At 46.8% G+C, this 16,683-nt stretch carries 16 protein-coding genes and 2 pseudogenes (1 of these 18 running past the window's edge); 8 read left to right on the top strand and 10 right to left on the bottom strand.

What is annotated here, in order from left to right:
* The 6 genes and pseudogenes from CMR00_13090 to CMR00_13115 form a co-directional block, all read left to right on the top strand.
* Window positions 1–1,075, top strand: the 3' portion of a protein-coding gene (locus CMR00_13090) for a peptidase M50 (GenBank protein PIO46978.1). The gene continues 11 nt to the left of window position 1, outside the view; the window shows 1,075 of its 1,086 coding nt (coding positions 12–1,086); the start codon falls outside the window, past its left edge; its stop codon occupies window positions 1,073–1,075.
* A gap of 8 nt (window positions 1,076–1,083) precedes the next feature.
* Window positions 1,084–1,509 carry a hypothetical protein gene (locus CMR00_13095; protein PIO46937.1) on the top strand — a complete coding sequence of 142 codons (426 nt, stop codon included), beginning with the start codon at window positions 1,084–1,086 and terminating at the stop codon, window positions 1,507–1,509.
* Between the two features lie 4 nt (window positions 1,510–1,513).
* Entirely contained in the window at window positions 1,514–2,416 is a 903-nt protein-coding gene (folP, locus tag CMR00_13100) for a dihydropteroate synthase (GenBank protein PIO46938.1), read from the top strand.
* 11 nt (window positions 2,417–2,427) lie between these two features.
* Window positions 2,428–3,258 (top strand): TIGR00159 family protein, encoded by an 831-nt coding sequence (locus tag CMR00_13105; protein PIO46939.1) that lies wholly within the window; start codon window positions 2,428–2,430, stop codon window positions 3,256–3,258.
* 48 nt (window positions 3,259–3,306) lie between these two features.
* Window positions 3,307–4,564: pseudogene (locus CMR00_13110) on the top strand (sodium:proton antiporter).
* Between the two features lie 31 nt (window positions 4,565–4,595).
* Window positions 4,596–6,149: a response regulator gene (locus CMR00_13115; GenBank protein PIO46940.1), complete on the top strand. Its 1,554-nt coding sequence runs from the start codon at window positions 4,596–4,598 to the stop codon at window positions 6,147–6,149.
* 40 nt (window positions 6,150–6,189) lie between these two features.
* Here the strand turns inward: CMR00_13115 and CMR00_13120 are convergent, their stop codons facing one another.
* Both CMR00_13120 and CMR00_13125 read right to left on the bottom strand, forming a co-directional pair.
* On the bottom strand, window positions 6,190–7,002 hold the full coding sequence (locus CMR00_13120) for a cytidylate kinase (protein ID PIO46941.1): 813 nt from the start codon (window positions 7,000–7,002) through the stop codon (window positions 6,190–6,192).
* On the bottom strand, window positions 6,926–9,391 hold the full coding sequence (locus tag CMR00_13125) for a hypothetical protein (protein PIO46942.1): 2,466 nt from the start codon (window positions 9,389–9,391) through the stop codon (window positions 6,926–6,928). Before CMR00_13125 ends, CMR00_13120 begins: the two co-directional genes overlap by 77 nt.
* Window positions 9,392–9,654: 263 nt before the next feature.
* Between CMR00_13125 and CMR00_13130 the strand changes: the two genes are divergently transcribed.
* Complete coding sequence (locus tag CMR00_13130; GenBank protein ID PIO46943.1) at window positions 9,655–10,521, top strand: hypothetical protein; 867 nt, start codon at window positions 9,655–9,657, stop codon at window positions 10,519–10,521.
* A gap of 118 nt (window positions 10,522–10,639) precedes the next feature.
* A pseudogene (locus tag CMR00_13135) lies at window positions 10,640–12,135 on the top strand (anion transporter).
* A 90-nt stretch (window positions 12,136–12,225) separates the two neighbouring features.
* Here CMR00_13135 and CMR00_13140 read toward each other — a convergent pair.
* From CMR00_13140 to CMR00_13175, 8 genes are all read right to left on the bottom strand, one after another.
* Complete coding sequence (locus CMR00_13140; protein ID PIO46944.1) at window positions 12,226–13,077, bottom strand: hypothetical protein; 852 nt, start codon at window positions 13,075–13,077, stop codon at window positions 12,226–12,228.
* A gap of 161 nt (window positions 13,078–13,238) precedes the next feature.
* Window positions 13,239–13,721, bottom strand: a complete 483-nt coding sequence (locus tag CMR00_13145; protein PIO46945.1) for a 50S ribosomal protein L17 — start codon at window positions 13,719–13,721, stop codon at window positions 13,239–13,241.
* A 12-nt stretch (window positions 13,722–13,733) separates the two neighbouring features.
* Window positions 13,734–14,726, bottom strand: coding sequence for a DNA-directed RNA polymerase subunit alpha (locus CMR00_13150; GenBank protein PIO46946.1), 993 nt, complete (start codon window positions 14,724–14,726; stop codon window positions 13,734–13,736).
* Between the two features lie 63 nt (window positions 14,727–14,789).
* The gene (locus tag CMR00_13155; GenBank protein PIO46947.1) at window positions 14,790–15,401 is read right to left on the bottom strand and encodes a 30S ribosomal protein S4; all 612 of its coding nucleotides are present in this window, start codon (window positions 15,399–15,401) and stop codon (window positions 14,790–14,792) included.
* A 45-nt stretch (window positions 15,402–15,446) separates the two neighbouring features.
* Window positions 15,447–15,842, bottom strand: a complete 396-nt coding sequence (locus tag CMR00_13160) for a 30S ribosomal protein S11 (GenBank protein ID PIO46948.1) — start codon at window positions 15,840–15,842, stop codon at window positions 15,447–15,449.
* 21 nt (window positions 15,843–15,863) lie between these two features.
* A complete protein-coding gene (locus CMR00_13165; protein ID PIO46949.1) occupies window positions 15,864–16,244 on the bottom strand; it encodes a 30S ribosomal protein S13 in 381 nt (126 codons plus the stop codon).
* Between the two features lie 3 nt (window positions 16,245–16,247).
* Window positions 16,248–16,364, bottom strand: coding sequence for a 50S ribosomal protein L36 (locus CMR00_13170; protein ID PIO46950.1), 117 nt, complete (start codon window positions 16,362–16,364; stop codon window positions 16,248–16,250).
* Window positions 16,365–16,457: 93 nt separating this feature from the next.
* A complete protein-coding gene (locus tag CMR00_13175; protein ID PIO46951.1) occupies window positions 16,458–16,676 on the bottom strand; it encodes a translation initiation factor IF-1 in 219 nt (72 codons plus the stop codon).
* Between the last annotated feature and the right edge of the window lie 7 nt (window positions 16,677–16,683).

The raw sequence follows: 16,683 nt of genomic DNA on the forward strand, positions 1-16,683 counted from the left end.
CTTACTCCTTGATGAAAACGGTCGCCTACTTGCAGCTCGCAATAAAGACCTACCCTTTTGGCAGCGTGTCGGTGAACAAAAATACTGGCTTCACCTTGCGCTCTTTCTCATCACTTTCACGACCACGACGCTTGCTGGCGCACAGTGGGTCGGCAAAAACATTGACATCACAAACTTTGAGATTCTCAAAAAGAACTTTGCATACGGTCTACCTTTCTCCGCTACGTTTCTTTTGTTTCTCACCTGTCATGAGTTTGGGCATTTCTTTGCTGCCATGTATCACTGCGTCAGAGCCTCGCTGCCTTACTACATTCCCATGCCGCCCATTCCGATACTGCTTAACATCGGTACATTTGGTGCCCTTATTCGCACCCGTGAACGCATCCCTGACTCAACAAGCCTTTTTGACATCGGCGTCTATGGTCCTATCTCTGGTTTTGTGATTGCGTTTTTTGTTTTGCTCTACGGCTTTGCTACGCTACCACCGATTGAATACATCTATCAAATTCACCCTGAGTATCAAACTCTTGGCTACATCCCTGAAGTGCGCGGCGCACTCTTCACGGGCAAAAACTTGCTCTACTGGCTTCTGGAACGTGCTTTTGATAGTCCTCGCATTCCACCTATGACTGAAATGTATCACTACCCATTCCTCTTTGCTGGTTGGCTGGGCTGCTTTGTTACGGCGCTTAATCTTTTGCCTATTGGACAGTTAGATGGTGGACATATCATTTACGCCATGTTTGGACGAAAAAAACATCGGCTCATTGCACGCGTTTTCTTAGGCATTATCATTGTGCTTGGCTTGCCGACTTTTGCAGAGTGGATAGTTGGTGTTGCAAGTCTCTTCGGCAACATTCACTTTGAGGGCTTTGGTTTTCCAAAGTGGGTTTATGAAGTCTCGTGGGCAAGTTGGATTATCTGGGCAATCATTTTGGCGCGCTTCGTCAAGATTGATCATCCACCTGTCTATGATGAACATCCACTTGACAGCAAACGTATGATTATCGGCTGGATTAGCATCGTTATCTTTATTCTTTGCTTTACACCTGTTCCATTTTCACAGTTGCCATAGGTTAGACAATGCACAAATACAGCGTTGCATTTTTTGCTTTCTCGCTTCTTTTGCTTGCTGCGCTCGGCGCATTCACATTCTATGAACTCAATCGGCATCACGGAGAGATAAAGGAATACTACGCCAACGGGACATTGCGCTCTGCTGTGATATTCAAGCACGGTAAGCCTGACGGTGTTGCACGCACTTACTATCCCAATGGGAACTTGCGACGCGAAGCCTATTTTCAAAATGGGGTGCAACAGGGAGTTACCAGAAGTTACTATGAAAACGGTCAGCTCAAATCCGAGGAATACTATGAGAACAGCAAACTTGAGGGTGTTGCGAAGTTTTATGAGCCTGATGGACGTCTGCAATGGGAAGCTGTGTTTCATCAGGGACGCATTATAGATAGCACACTGAAAAACTATACGCGTTCCACTACACAAGATTGATTCAATGCAGCCTGTATATTCTGACAAGCTAATTTTTCGCTGTCGTGACCATGTGCTTGATCTTCATGAGCGTCCACGCATCATGTCGGTTCTCAACCTTACGCCCGACTCTTTTTCTGACGGTGGTAAATTTTACCACGACGAACAGATTGACCTTGATCGAGTCGTTGAAGCGGCTTTGCAGATGGTGCATGAAGGCGCAGACATTTTGGATATCGGTGGTGAGTCCACGCGCCCTGGGGCATTGCCTGTCAGCGCGCAAGAGGAAATGCGCCGTGTGATTCCAGCAATTGAACGGCTCTCGAAAGAGGTGAGTATTCCGCTCTCAATTGATACGACCAAAGCCTGCGTTGCTGAAGCTGCGCTCAAGGCTGGCGCCAGTATTGTGAACGATATTTCAGGATTTTGCTTCGACAAGGATATGCCAGCTGTTTGCGCAAAGTTTGGCGCCGCTGCTGTCGTTATGCACTTGCGCCATAAGCCGCAAGAGATGGTGTGGAGTTATCACGACAAGACGGTCTATCAAGACCTCATTGGCGAAGTGAAAGGTGCACTTTTGCAGTCACTCTCTCTTGCCGAGCAAGCGGGTATCGATAACGTTGCGATTGATGTTGGGTTTGGCTTCGGCAAAACAATTGCAGGCAATTTCGAGTTACTGCGTCGCTTAGGCGAATTTAAGTCGCTGGGTCGACCGATTCTTGCTGGACTTTCGCGCAAGTCGTTCATCGGCAAAGTTATTTCTCGGACTGCTGACGGCGTTGCGCCACCATCGGAGCGACTTTTTGGCACAGTCGCTGCTAATGTGATTGCCCTCATGAATGGTGCAAATATTTTGCGTGTTCACGACACCAAAGCAGCATTTGATGCAATTCAAGTTTTTTTGGCAACCGAGCGCGCTACATCATAATGTTTGGCTAAATGTTTCCGATTGAATTTCAAAATCCAGAGCTGCTTAAAGTCGGTTTTCTTAGTTTCACAGTGCTCGATGCGATTGATGTTGCACTTGTTACGATTGTCTTCTACAAAGTCTATCAATACATCAAAGGCACAGTTGCAGCGCAAATTTTCATTGGGCTACTTGTGATTTTAGCAGGTTCAGGCGTGGTCAGTTTTTTCAACCTCATGTCGCTGAACTGGATATTCAGCCGTCTTACCAGCGTCTGGATTATTATTGTGGTTATTCTTTTTCAGCCTGAAATTCGCCGGTTGCTGCTTTTTCTTGGTCAGAGTCGGATTTTTGGACAGCTGTTCCGCCAATCCAGCAATGATGTGGTCAATGAAACAGTGGCTGCGGTTGAAGATCTTCTTTCACGACGCATTGGCGCTCTGATTGTCTTTGCGCGTAGCGTTGGGCTTCGGCTTTACATTGAAACCGGTGAAGAACTCAACGCACGGCTTTCACGCCGACTCTTGGCTTCGCTATTTTATCCTAATACCCCACTGCATGATGGCGCCGTGATTATTGACAATCAACGCATTGAAGCCGCACGCTGCATTTTGCCGCTCACACAAAATGAAACACTCAGTGGCAACTATGGCATGCGTCATCGCGCTGCGATTGGACTGACAGAAGTTACAGATGCTTTTGTCATTGTGCTCTCCGAAGAAACTGGTCGCATCTCGCTTGCAGAAAATGGCAAACTTCTGCAAGTAAAAAATCTTGAAGACCTTCGGGCCAAACTTTTGGAACGGCTCTCACCAAAGAGCATTCGTCCTAAAACTGTGCAGGAACATGTGCTTGCTCAATAATGCACACTAACACCTAAATTACTCTTTAATCTTACTAGACGATACGATATGACCTTCTTTTATGTATTCAGTATTCTGATTGTACTTGCCGCCATTTTTGGGTACTTCAATTACCGCTACCTCAAACTTCCCAATACGATTGGGCTGATGATCATTGCGCTTGCAATGTCACTTACCTTGATTGTAGCCGGTCTGTTCAACCCTGATATTATTGACAGCGCTACACAACTCATCGCCAGTGTGGATTTTCCAAAGGCAGTCTTAGATGTGATGCTGAGTTTCTTGCTTTTTGCTGGTGCCTTACATGCCGATGTCAAGACACTCTCAGCTGAGCGTGTACCGATCTTTGTGTTTGCTAGCCTTGGTGTACTGATTTCCACGTTTTTTCGTCGCTACAGCGCTCTGGCTACTTTTACCGCTGCTGGGGCTGGGAATTGACTATATCTACTGCCTTATCTTTGGCGCACTGATTTCACCGACCGACCCTATTGCTGTACTGGCAATTTTGAAGACCGCTAAAGTTCCTAAGGCACTTGAGACCAAAATTGCAGGTGAATCGCTCTTCAACGATGGTGTTGGCGTCGTGATATTTTTAAGTCTCTTTGAAATTGCGCGTAGAGGCAGCGATGCATTTGGGCTAAGTGATGTTGCTCTTCTCTTCTTAGTTGAAGTCGGGGGCGGTCTGCTCTGGGGCGCTCTGATTGGCTATGGCTCATACTACCTATTGCGTCAGGTTGATTCGCATCTTTTGGAAGTAACTATTACACTGGCTACTGTGATGGGTGGCTACAGCCTTGCCACAGCGCTGCATCTTTCTGGTCCATTAGCCGTTGTAATCGCTGGACTGCTTATTGGCTCTAAAGGCCGTGAGAGTGCAATGTCGGAGACCACAGAAACGTATGTGAATATCTTCTGGGAAGTGCTCGATGAAATTCTTAACGCGGTGCTCTTTATTCTGATTGGCTTGGAAGCATTAGTGGTTTCACTTACACCAAGCTATGCAATGGCTGGTGCACTTGCTATTGTGATTACCCTGCTGGCAAGGCTCATTGCAGTTGGTCTTCCTATCACCTTGATGCGACTACGCAGGGAGTTTGTACCCCGCACAATTCGTGTGATGACTTGGGGCGGTTTGCGTGGCGGTATTTCTGTTGCACTTGCCTTGTCGCTGCCTGTGGAACTTCAGCGCGAGTTAATTTTGTCTATTACTTATATCGTTGTGGTCTTCTCGATTATTGTGCAAGGGCTCACAGTGAAGTGGCTCGTCAAAGAGATGTCAGACCTACGCACAGAAGTGGCCACATGATTTTCATGAACACCAAACCTACAGCTAAGCTATGAAATATCACATTCTCTGGGCTGATGATGAAATTGAATACCTCAAGCCGCATGTGTTTTTTCTCAACGAAAAAGGCTATGAAGTAACCACTGTTACCAATGGTGAAGACGCTGTGCAACTTTCGCGCACACGCAAGTACGACATCATCTTCCTCGATGAGCAAATGCCAGGGATAGGCGGACTTCATGCACTTTTGGAAATCAAAGCCAATACACCTGCGACACCTATCGTGATGATTACGAAGAACGAGACGGAATCGATTATGGATGAAGCGATTGGCAAAAATATTTCGGAGTATCTTATCAAGCCAGTCAATCCAAATCAAATTCTGATAGCATGCAAAAAATTGCTTGATGCAGAGAAAATCAAGAGCTATTCGATTACGCAAAGCTACATTCAGGAGTTTAACCGCATTTCACGCATACTTGTGGAACCGCTTGATGCTTCAGGGTGGATTGACATCTATCAACGCCTTGCGCAGTGGGAGGTAGAACTCGATAACTATCCACAAGTTGAACTACGCCAGACGCTTTTAGACCAAAAACGCGAATGCAATTTGGAGTTTGGTAAGTTCGTTGAGCGCAACTACCGTGAGTGGATTTTCTCTGACCGCGCCACACGTCCGATGCTCTCAGTTGATGTCTTGGAACGCAAGGTTGTCCCTGCCATTCAGGATGGTGAGACCGTATTTTTCTTTGTTGTAGATTGCTTGCGCTATGATCAGTGGCTTGTGATAGAAAACATTTTGCAGCCTTATTTCAACATTGAGCGTGAGGCTTATTTCAGCATTCTGCCAACGGCTACAGCCTATGCGCGCAATGCTATCTTCAGCGGACTTTTCCCCGTTGAGATGGAAAAACGCTACACCACACTTTGGCAAGCCAGTCAAGACAACGAAAACAGTAAAAACATCCACGAGCCTGATTTTCTTGAGGACTTTTTCAAACGTCGCCGCTTGCCAATCAAGGACTTCAAGTACACGAAACTGATTGGTGCAGAAGACAGCAAAAACTTAGAGCAAAACCTCTTGGGGTATTTGAAGTACCCGCTTAACGCTGTGGTCGTAAACTTCGTTGATATTTTGGCGCATAGCCGCTCTGACTCGCAAGTCATCAAAGAACTTTCGCCTGATGAAGTTGCTTTCCGTAGCCTGACACAAACGTGGTTTGAGCACTCTGCTTTTCTTAGAATGCTTAAAGCCCTCGCTAAGCAAAAGGTTACGATTTTTATCACAACCGACCATGGGAGCATTCGCTGCTTGCGCAGCACCAAAGTTATCGGTGACCGTGAGGCTTCAACCAATCTACGCTACAAATACGGACGCAATCTGCAATGCGAACAAAAACATGCTGTCTATATCAAAAACCCAAACGATTGGAAATTGCCACAGCACGGGCTCAATGTCAATTACATTATTGCAAAAGAAGATTATTACTTCGTCTATCCGACGAACTACCACAAGTTTATCAACTACTACAAAGATTCTTTCCAGCATGGTGGCATTTCACTCGAGGAAGTTATTGTACCGATGATTACGCTGCGCACAAACTAAATTCTTGTGTTAGGCAAAGTTTTTCAGCGCAGTCTGCCCCTTAGGCTTCAATAAGCCGCTTTGCTCGTTCGTAGATAAACTGCACCTGTTCATCAATTGAAAGATGTGAGGTGTCGAGCGTAATAGCGTCAGGGGCTTTACGCATGGGCGCAATACTTCGCTCAGTGTCGGCTTTGTCGCGCTGGGCAATTTCTTCTTCAAGCTCCGCGATGGTAATATCCACAGTACCCGTCTTACTTTTTTCCAACAGTTCTTCATAGCGGCGCTTGGCACGCTCTTTAACGCTGGCGGTCATAAAAATTTTGAGCTCAGCGTCTGGGAAAATTACAGTACCGATATCGCGCCCATCCATTACGACACCGCGCGCCTCACCAATTTTGCGCTGACACACCGCGAGCTTTTCTCGAACAAGTTTTAACGCACTGACCTTGCTTACCAGACGCGAAACCTCATTGCTACGAATGAGATGCGAGACGTTTTCACAGTCCAAAAAAACATTCTCACCTTCAAGGTGCACATCGGTCTGGTCTAAGAATTCTTTCAAGCGTGATTCGTCTGAAAAGAGTTCATCGCAAAATGGTGAGCGCAGAAATTTAAGCGTGATAGCACGATACATCGCGCCTGTATCAATGTAAGTGTAACCAAGCCGCTTTGCTAAGGCTTTGGCAGTTGTGCTTTTACCTGAAGCTGCTGGTCCGTCTATTGCAATGATGATCTTTTTCAAAGCACCTTGAATTCTTGGTTTGAAAGTCGTTTGCCTTGCCTTTCTTGAATTATCATTCAATTGCAAACACTCTATAGCCAAAGGCTGGTAGTGTAAGCCTGAGTTTGCTCTCAGTAATGTCCACTTCATCGGCATTCAACAAATTTACGGCTTTTGAGGCTTTGTAGAGACTCGGCAGACTGACTTCTACTGCCTGAGCTACATTTGACTTATTGAGCACGACTAGTACACGTTCGTTGAAGTCACAGCGCAAATATGCAAAGCACGATTCGTTTGCTAGAAGTGTCTGAAAGTCGCCGTAGCGCAAAGCAGAATGCGACGAGCGCAGTTTAATCAGACGCTGCACATCAGTGAGCATCTTTTTTTCTAAGTTACTTAGGTCATTGCCGAAGCGCATTGGTCGGCGGTTGTCTGGGTCAGCGGCGCCTGTTAGTCCAATTTCATCACCGTAGTAGATGGTTGGAATCCCCGGAATCGTGAGCAAATAAGCAAGGTAAAGTTTGGTTTTATCATAACTTGTTGGTGAGTCCACTTTTGGTGGTGCAAGCCAGGCCGCATCTTGCGCAGACAGTCCCTTTGGTGTGCGTTCATTGAGGTCAAGATCGCCATCCGCCAGCGCAATGTAGCGCACTTGATCGTGGCTATCCATCAAGTTACCTGTCAGATTCTGCGTGCCATAGACTTCGAAGGTTTTGCGCAGTTCTGCCTCTAACGAGGCAAAGGATTCATTTGGCGACAGAAACACGCGCCGCGCCGTATAGAACAGATTGAAATTAAACTGTGCATCAAGTTGACCGTTGTTGATGTAGGACTTCACCAGATCGTAACTTCCGAATGTCTCACCAATTTGATAAATGCGTCGCTTTTCTGGGATTTGGATAGCTTGCTTGATTTTGCGCGTGGTCTCTCGCCAGAACTCATTTGGCACATGCTTGACCGCATCGTGACGGAAACCATCAGCATCAGTTTGCTGCAGCCACCACACGGCATTGCTTGACATGGTGTCTAGTGCCAGTTTTGAGGTATAATCAAATGAAGGCAAGTAAGGTTCAAACCAAGTGGTTAGGCGATATTCATCCCACAGCCGAAGATTTTTTCTGCCATCAGGCAAGTCGAGTGTGCCGAACCATTCGGGGTGGTTTTGGTAAAACGGGTGATCGATATGCACATGATGCGCAATAAAATCCAAAATCACTTTTATTCCGCGTCGGTGTGCTTTTGCAATGAGTCGCCGCAGGAGTTCCATATCGCCGAAGCGTGGTTCTACTTCTGTTGCACTCACGGGCCAATAGCCATGATAGCCAGAGTAGTATCGATGTGGCGGCGGGTATTCACGGTGTGGGCGCTCAGGGTGTTTATTGACAGGTGAGAGCCAAAGCACATTGACGCCCAGCGAGTCAAAGTAGCCTTCATCGAGTTTTTGCATAATGCCACGCAAATCACCGCCGAAGTAATTTGCAGGCGCAAAAAGACTATCATGCACCAGTGGCTTATCGTTCGTAGAGTCGCCATTTGCAAAGCGATCCGTAATAATAGAGTAAATGATGGCGTCATGCCAGTTAAAAGGTTGCTGTGCCGTTTCGCGTGCGAGATTCGATGTTCTGATGCGGCTCGATTCTGGCGCGCCCATTGGCAAACCGTTGAACAGAAAAACCGTTTGCATGGGTGTTGTAACGTTCTCTTGTGAGACCACAAGACGCAGGACTTTTTCACCTATCATATCATTGCCTCTAAGACGCACGACGATACGATTTTCTACAATTGTGAGTTGTCTTGCACCCAAAAGTTGATTGCCAATGAGCGCAATGACATGTTGCGAGTGCAGTTTGCTTGCAGTGCTATCGCACTCGAAGACGAAAGCAAGTTCGGTTTCATCACCTTTGCGTTTCATAGAGGCAATGTGCAGGTAGGCGTTGTTTGTGCGGCGTGGCTTAATCGTCAGTACAGAGTTGTAACCTCCGAAACCATTTGGCACTTTGCGCAGATTGCTTTCATCGATGACTTCTTTGCCATCGACCACAAATTTGTATTGATATTCTCCTTCGTCAAAAGTGTGTGTGAGTGTGAAACTGCCATCTGGCTCTTGCTGCATAGGCAGTGATGTGCGATTCCAATCATTAAAATTTCCCATGACACACACCTGCTTTACCTCACCTTTCGGCACGTAACGAAAAGTGTGTTTGGTCAAGCGTTTGACTTTGACGGGAAAGCGGTAAATCGCTGTGCCATGCCGAAAGGCAAGGAGCGTGTAGCCTTCAAAGTCTGCGCGTGGTGTCAGCACCAGCCATTTTGTGGCTGTATCATAACGCACTTGAATATGTGGATTTGTCTCAAACTCTGCGTCGTAGCGCTCTGCGTAGAAAAGATCGCTAATCAGCACAGAATCGGTTTTGCCAGCTACGAGCGACAGTTCAGGCAAGAGGTCGCGTAGGTATGACATTTGTGGTGGTGGCGGTGCACAAGAAAAGAGCATCAAGGTAACCGCACAAGTAAAAAGATATGGTAAAATGTATCGCATTGTCTAAAGCGTAGTGTAACAGGTTGGTTGTATGAGTCACTTGAGCAGCAATGGCTATTACTTGCAAGTGACTTTTCGCTTGGTATAGGCTGATTGCATTCAAACTCACCTTGCAACAGCATTGAAGTAGATAGGTTAGCGTTTGCAAAGATAAACACAATTTTGCACTCTGACGATGCAAGGTATCAAGATTGTGCTCCTGAATCGCCCAAAGAGTTGTAATTTTTTGCAAGGCTATCAAAACTGAAAGGCAGCAAACATCCATGAACATACGCATTGTGATTGCCGCAATTGGCATTTTGCTTTTAGGACGTCAAATCGCAATATGGGCGCAAGAGCGACCGCATGATCCTGAAAAGCCTAAACGCATTCCCCTTCAGACAGAGCCAGCAGAGAGTGAATGGCTAAGACCTAAGCGGCTCCAGCCCTCGCAACTTCAAAGTGATGCACCAGAGCTTAGAAAAGCCAAGCCGTTTTATCCGCCGCCAAAAGATTGGTGGATTTTGGAACTTGTCAAAGTGCCTCTTCCCCTTTTGCCGACAAAGGAGCAGACCATTGCTGAAAATCTGAACCGCATTCGTGAAGAAGCCATACGAACAGCGCGTGAAGCACAGCTCCCGCTCGGCTACATGCCGCCTAATCCTGCCTTGCAAACGATGCCCATGACAACGGCAACACTCGGCGTTCCCATTCCTGATCTCAGTCAAAGTGCCCGTCAAATCCAGCCATCAGATGAACTGCCTCGCGCTGTTCCGCCCGCAAAGATGCCAAGCAATGCTGAAGAGTACTATGCATGGGCGCAATTTTTTATTGCAGACTTGCGGCTTATCGGTGCTCTGCACGATCTTAATGAAGCGATTCGCTTGAAGCCTGATTTTCTTGCTGCGATTTTTTTGCGTGCTGAAATCTATTTCAGGTTAGAAAATTTTGATCTTGCTGTGGAGGATTACACGCGTGCGCTCTCGCTCAAGCCGCACGATGAAATTTATTTCCGACGCGCCGAAGCCTTCCGCGCACTTGCACGCTATAAAGACGCAGAAGCAGACTATCAAAAAGCGCTCTCGCTCAATCCGAAAAATAATGCTGCTCGCGTTGCACTTGAGTTGCTGCAACAAGAGATCGTGCGTTAAGTTCATCAGACGGCTCATGCTTATCTTTTTCGATAACACAATCGTGCACAGTTTGAACGCTAAAATTTATTCAACAGAGCAGCGCAATATCATTTCACACCGCTAAATGAAGATTACTATGCAAGAGGTTCTAGAGCAATACGGTCTGCGCCAGCGCTTTGGCTTTGTTGCTGGCATCGTCGTTTTTGTATTAATCCTGCTTCTGCCTACGCCCTCTGGCATGAATGATGCTGCATGGAAAACTGCGGCGCTTATCGCATTGATGGCAACATGGTGGATTAGTGAAGCAATTCCGATTTTTGCTACGGCGCTCTTACCTATTGCACTTTTGCCAGCACTTGGCATCGCTGACATCAAGGAGCTACCGCCCCCTACGCTAATCCCGTCATTTTTTTGTTTATGGGTGGCTTTTTTATCGCACTAGCTATCGAAGAACGTGGCTTGCACCGGCGTGTTGCATTGTGGCTGTTGTCCAAAGTCTCACCCGAACCCATCTACATCATTGGCGGCTTTATGCTTGTTACTGCGCTGATTTCAATGTGGGTAAGCAACTCTGCCACCACATTGATGATGTTGCCGATAGGACAATCCGTTGTTGAGCTTGCCTTAAACGAAGAAGAAAATGAAACCATACGGCGCAACTTCGCCACCGCTATGATGCTTGGTATTGCCTATTCAGCCAGCATCGGCGGCTTAGGCACGCTTGTCGGCACGCCGCCTAACGCTCTCTTTGCAGGCTTTATGAGCGAGACCTACAAAGTTCAAGTGAGTTTTGCGCAGTGGACCATCATTGGCGTTCCATTAGTTCTTCTCTCTTTACCGCTTTCATGGCTTTTGATGACAAAGTTTATTTTTATCCTTCCCACATCACGCATGCGTTCAAGCCAAAGCGCAATTGCATCGCAACTGCAATCGCTCGGTCCAATGACAACAGGTGAAAAAGTTGTGGGGAGCATCTTTGCTATCACGGCTACACTTTGGATCTTAGAGCCGCTGCTTTCTTCGGCATTTCCAAACATGAAGCTCTCAGATGCCGGTATTGCAATTTTTGGTGCCCTGCTCTGTTTTCTTCTGCCGATTGATTTTAAGCACGGGGAGTTTGCACTGAGCTTGAAGCAAGCTCGCAAGTTGCCCTTTGACGTCTTGATTCTCTTTGGCGGCGGGATTAGTCTTGCGCAAGCTATTCAAAAGTCAGGCTTAGCCAAGTTCGTGAGTGAATCGCTGGCTGGATTTAGCGGGTTTCCTATCGTGCTCATTGTCTTGCTTGTTGCACTGGCTGCAATTTTTGCGACGGAACTTATTGGCAATACTGCCCTTGCTGCAACCATGCTTCCTATTCTTGCGCCTGTTGCTATCGCCATGGGAGAAAGTCCCTATCTGCTTCTTTTACCTGCGACACTCGGCGTAAGTTGTGCATTTATGTTACCAGTCGGCACGCCTCCGAATGCAATTGTCTATGCCAGTGGATACATTACCACTCCTGCAATGGCAAAAGCGGGGCTTTGGCTTAATGTGCTCTTTACAACTTTGATTGTGATGTTGGTCTTTGCGTTAGCGCCGATTGCCTTTGGTGTAGAGTTCGGTGCTTTGCCTGACTGGGCAAAGGGAAAATAGCGGCTTGATGGATGACGGTCAAACTAGCTTCACTGCGCTTCACTCTGACAGCGGATGCAAGCTCTGTGCGGATTTAGTTCTTGTGTGGGTTTATTTCTTTAGGTTAGCAGCTTTGAGCAGGCGCAGCGATTCTAAAATTTTCAGGCATTCAGCGGGCGCGATGTCTGTAGCACTAAATCGCCATTGTGCAAACGGTGCATTTCTTGGTACTTGTTTGAGACCTGTCCATCCCACTTCGGTTTGATGTTGCTTGCCAATTGAGATATACTCCATTCTAAGTTCGCTGAAGAGTGGATTCTGCGCTTTGAGTGTACCAGCTTTGCCTTTTTTGTTATCACTTGCATTGTATTCCTCGAGCAGCGAAGGCCCACCGCCTAAGCCTTCCGTACCCAGTGCGAAGATGAAATTTGCGCCGCCTTCTTTGGCTGTCTCATAGAAAAATGTGTAATCGCCGTCCAGTTCAGTAGCTCGTTTGAGTTGCAAACCATCGGGGATATAAGTTGGTACAATCACATAATTTTTGTGTGAGAGCAGCCGTTGCAGTTGCGTATTATTAAGTCCAGCTTTCTGTGTAAGTTGGAATGTGCTCTCAAGTTCGACAGACAAGCATTGTCTGTCATCCAATTTTTTCCACTCACCCTTAAGGCTTTGAAAGTTTTCAACTTCTAAGATAAACTCGGCTGTTTCTTTGCCTGTGGGGTCTTTTTCACAGAGTCGGAGTTCACCTCCTGTGCCCGATTTGACTTTGTATGTGCCTGATATTTTGATTGGTGTGCCGACACGCAGATAGAAATACGAGCCAGTGATGGTGCTGTCGCTGTTGAGTGCATCAAGTTGCATGACGATGGGGAAGCGGCGAGCGATATCGCCTGTGAAGTTCATTTGCGCCAAAAGAGCTTGGCACCACATCACCATTCCAAGCAGCAAGATAATCTGTTGCATCGCCCATAGGTTATTGTTTCAGGACATCTCAGTTATGCCATACTGGATGTGCAAAGAATTGCTTAGCTTGGCATAGCTATGATACTTCCATCCTGTACTCACTCAGGTGCATTGAAAACGTGGGACAGGGCAAGTGGGGGCACTCAATCCAGTTTATTTTACTAGCTTGCCGCTGCGGTCTTGTCTTGGGCTTCTTTACTTTGCGCTTCTTTGCTTCGCGCTTCTTTTGAGCCTCTCACGCGCTTCTCACGATCTTGACGCTGACGGCGTTTTTCGGTTGGCGCTTCACTGTAATCGACCAGTTCAATCATTGCCATTTTTGCCGCATCGCCGTAGCGGGGCACCATCTTAATGACGCGTGTGTATCCGCCTGGGCGGTCTGCCACTTTATTAGCAATTTCTCCAAAGAGTTCCTTGATGGCTTTTTTATCGCGAATGAACTTAAAGACTTCACGCTGTGCATGCGTTGTACTTTCTTTTGCTCGCGTAATCAGCGGTTCAATGTAGCGACGCATTTCTTTTGCTTTAGCTTCTGTGGTTTGAATGCGCTTGTGCAAAATGAGTTGGGTACAGAGGTTTGCCATCAATGCGCGGCGATGACTTGCCGTGCGTCCGAGCTTACGCAGTGAAATTTGTTTTCGCATGGCTTCAAGATTTTACTTTTCGTTCAAGCGATACTTAGAGACATCCATTCCGAAGTGCAATCCTTTTGATTCTACAAGCTCTTTAAGTTCAGCCAGTGATTTCTTGCCAAAGTTCTTGAACTTCAGAAGTTCCTCTTCATGCTTGCTTACCAATTGCCCGAGTGTTTCAATTTCCGCCGAACGCAAGCAGTTGTGAGAGCGCACGGAAAGCTCAATGTCTTCCATTCGTGTCATGAGCAGCGTTCTGATGCGCTCAAACTCTGCATCATCTTGCTGTACATCTTGCTCCATGGTCTCTTCTTCGGTGATGGGCGCAAACTTCGTGAAAAGACTTACATGGTCGGCAATGATTTTTCCTGCTACACTAAGTGCTTCATCGGGTTGGATTGACCCATCGGTTTGAACCTCTAAAATAAGTTTCTCGTAGTCTGTACGCTGACCGACGCGCGTATTTTCAACGCTGTATCTTACATTGCGAATCGGTGTAAAAATTGAATCCATAGCAATAAAACCTAGTGGCATGCCCTCGGTATTATTTTCTTCTGCAGGCACATAGCCACGCCCTCGCCCAATGTAGAGATCAATTTTCAGCGTGATATTTTTCGTAATCGTTGCAATGTGTAAATCTGGATTCAAGACCTCAAAGTCCGCTTCTGGGCTTACAATATCGCCAGCAACGAAATCTTTTGGACCTTTGAGCGTTAAAGACACCATTGCGTTACGCTTACTAATTGAGCGGAAGCGTACTTGTTTGAGATTGAGAACAATATCGGGCACATCTTCTTTAACCCCTTCTATGGTAGAAAATTCGTGCAAGACACCGTCGATTTTGATACCTGTGATAGCGGTGCCCGGCAGCGACGACAGCAGGACGCGACGCATCATATTGCCAATCGTAACGCCATAGCCGCGCTCAAGCGGTTGCGCAATAAAGCGTCCATACTGGTTAGTAAAAGTTGATTCGTCTAACTCGAGCCGCTCGGGCATTTGCATCTGTTGAATCATATCTCGATTTGTCGCGTTATGGGTTTGGCAATAGCCAATGATTTCGTTACAAGTTTTACAGGCTTACTTAGAGTAGAGTTCTACCACCAGCTGCTCGTTAAAGGGTTCTTGCACCTCACTGCGTTCAGGCGCATTCAGAAAGGTTACTTTCAGGTTTGCCTTATCGACTTGAATCCATTGTGGAATCTGCGAGTCCGGCTTTTTGTTTAGCGCGCTGCGCACCACTTCCATGTTTTTGCTTTTTGCTCGAAACTCTACCACATCTCCCGGACGCAGTTGATACGATGGGATATTGACTTTCTTGCCATTGACGAGCAAATGACAATGCGAGACCAACTGTCGTGCTGCCGGGCGGCTTACAGCAAAACCAGCGCGATAGACCACGTTATCCAAGCGTGATTCCAGCATCTTGACAAGGTTATCACCTGTAACGCCCTTCATGCGCGAGGCTTTCGCAAAGTAAAGCCGAAATTGACGCTCCAGCACGCCATAGATGTACTTCATCTTTTGCTTTTCTCGAAGCTGAACGGCGTATTCTGAAATTTTACCTTTTTTGTTCTGTCCATGTTGTCCCGGTGGATACGGTCTACGGTCTAAATACTTCTCATCTTTCGGCACGATAGCAACACCGAGCCGTCTTGAGACTTTTGCCGTTGAACCTAAATACCTTGCCATAGTTAAAGTGATAGCGTTCTAAGTTTGAACTAAGTTTGCGTGACGTTAGACTCTTCTGCGTTTTGGCGGACGGCAACCGTTGTGCGGCAGCGGGGTAATATCACGGATAGAGCGCACTTCCAAGCCGGCGACTTGTAGCGACCGAATCGCTGCATCACGCCCTGACCCCGGACCCTTGATGAGCACATCGACCTTACGCACACCGTGGTCTATGGCTTCTTTGGCAGCGGCTTCAACCGTAACCTGTGCCGCATAAGGCGTATTTTTCTTTGAACCCTTGAACCCATTTCTTCCCGCTGTCGACCACGAAATCGTGTTACCAGCCATATCGGTGATGGTTACAAGGATGTTGTTAAACGTCGCTTTGATGTGCGCAATGCCTTCTGTTGTTGCAGCGACTTTCTTTTTGCGTTTAGTTGTTGCTGTCTTTTCGGTTGCCATTGTTGCATATCGTTAAGAAAATTACTTCTTTGCAGCAGCTTTCTTCTTACCTGCCACAGTCTTGCGCTTGCCTTTACGCGTTCTGGCGTTGGTTCGCGTGCGTTGCCCTCTTACAGGCAAGCCACGACGATGCCGCAAGCCACGATAGCAGCCAATATCCATTAGCCGCTTGATCGCAAGCTGTTGTTCACTGCGTGCTTGTCCTTCGACTTTGTACTCGGACGCAATGATATTGCGAATTGCATTTGCTTCATCGTCTGTGAGTTCCCCAATGCGCTTATCTTCGCTAATACCTGCTTTCGCTAAAATTTTACTCGCGGAAGTTCTACCAATACCGTAGATGTAAGTCAGCCCAATGACCGCCCGCTTGTTTCTTGGAAGGTCTACACCTGCAACTCTCATGGTTTATCCTTGACGCTGTTTGTGATTGGGATTTTTCTTGCAAATTACCAGAATTTTGCCCTTCCTACGAATAATTTTGCAGGACTCACAGCGTTTTTTGACTGCTGAATAGACTTTCATAACCGTTTCCTTGCGTTCGTTTGTATTCTAAAACGGAAAGGGCGCAAAGATACAAAACTTGCGCCAAAAAACAAAATATCTAACAGTTTTTTGCTACTTAAACCGATAAGTAATGCGACCTTTACTAAAGTCGTACGGTGAGACTTGCACACGCACGCGGTCGCCCGGCAAAATCTTGATAAAATTCATTCTCATCTTGCCAGAAACATGCGCTAAAATTTCAAGGTTGTTCTCTAGCCTGACCTTGAAACTTGCATTCGGCAAGGCCTCAAGAATTACGCCGTCAATTTCAATCGCTTCTTCCTTCGCCATACTTCTC

The sequence above is a fragment of the [Chlorobium] sp. 445 genome, from assembly GCA_002763895.1.
Lineage (GTDB): Bacteria > Bacteroidota > Chlorobiia > Chlorobiales > Thermochlorobacteraceae > Thermochlorobacter.